Raw genomic sequence first — 737 nt, 5'->3', positions numbered from 1 at the left:
GGTTTTTGCCGTGCGGCATTTTTATTGTCCTGAAAGATCAACATGACGACACCGCAAGCCTGGTTCATCGGCGAATGCATGATCGAACTGCGGCCCACCCACCTCCTGCAGCCGCGGCATGATGCACAACACATGCCGCGCGCGATGGCGCAATCGTTTTCCGGCGATGTTTACAACACGGCCGTGTATTTCCGTCGTCGCAGTCGGCAAATCGAGAGCCAATTCATTTCGGCCGCAGGCAACGACAGCATCAGCGCCTCGTTGCGCGACGAGGTAACGCGACAAGGCATCGGCGTCAGCCTGATGGCTGCCCATCCCGACGCCCTGCCCGGCTTGTACTGGATCGAAACCAATGCCGCCGGTGAACGCTCCTTCCTGTATTGGCGCCAGCAATCTGCTGCGCGCCACATGCTCGACGAAGCCCATGCCGATGCATTGATGCAGCAGGCGGCCCACTGCAGCTTGTTGTATTTCTCAGGCATCACACTGGCCATCCTGGACCACGCGCGCCGCCGTCGCCTGCTCGATCTGGCGCAGGCGGTGCGGGCTCACGGCGGCTGGGTGGCGTTCGACAGCAACTACCGTCCGCGCCTGTGGGAGTCGCGCGACGAGGCGTTGCACTGGACCCGGCTGGCGCTGGCGCAGGCCAGCCACGCGCTGGTCACGCTCGATGACGAAAGCGCCCTGCACGGCGACGCCGACGCGCAAGCCTGCCTGCAGCGCACGCGCGCGCGCTG

At 64.2% G+C, this 737-nt stretch carries 1 protein-coding gene; it reads left to right on the top strand.

The features are described 5' to 3' along the window. Positions 1-42: 42 nt before the first annotated feature. Positions 43-737, top strand: a 695-nt coding sequence (locus HLUSI_RS0125810; RefSeq protein ID WP_016836672.1) for a PfkB family carbohydrate kinase, incomplete at its 3' end; no start/stop codon positions are given.

Origin of the sequence: Herbaspirillum lusitanum P6-12 (genome assembly GCF_000256565.1) — a bacterium.
Classification (GTDB): Bacteria; Pseudomonadota; Gammaproteobacteria; order Burkholderiales; family Burkholderiaceae_D; genus Herbaspirillum; species Herbaspirillum lusitanum.
This window is presented reverse-complemented; position numbering and strand designations above follow the sequence as displayed.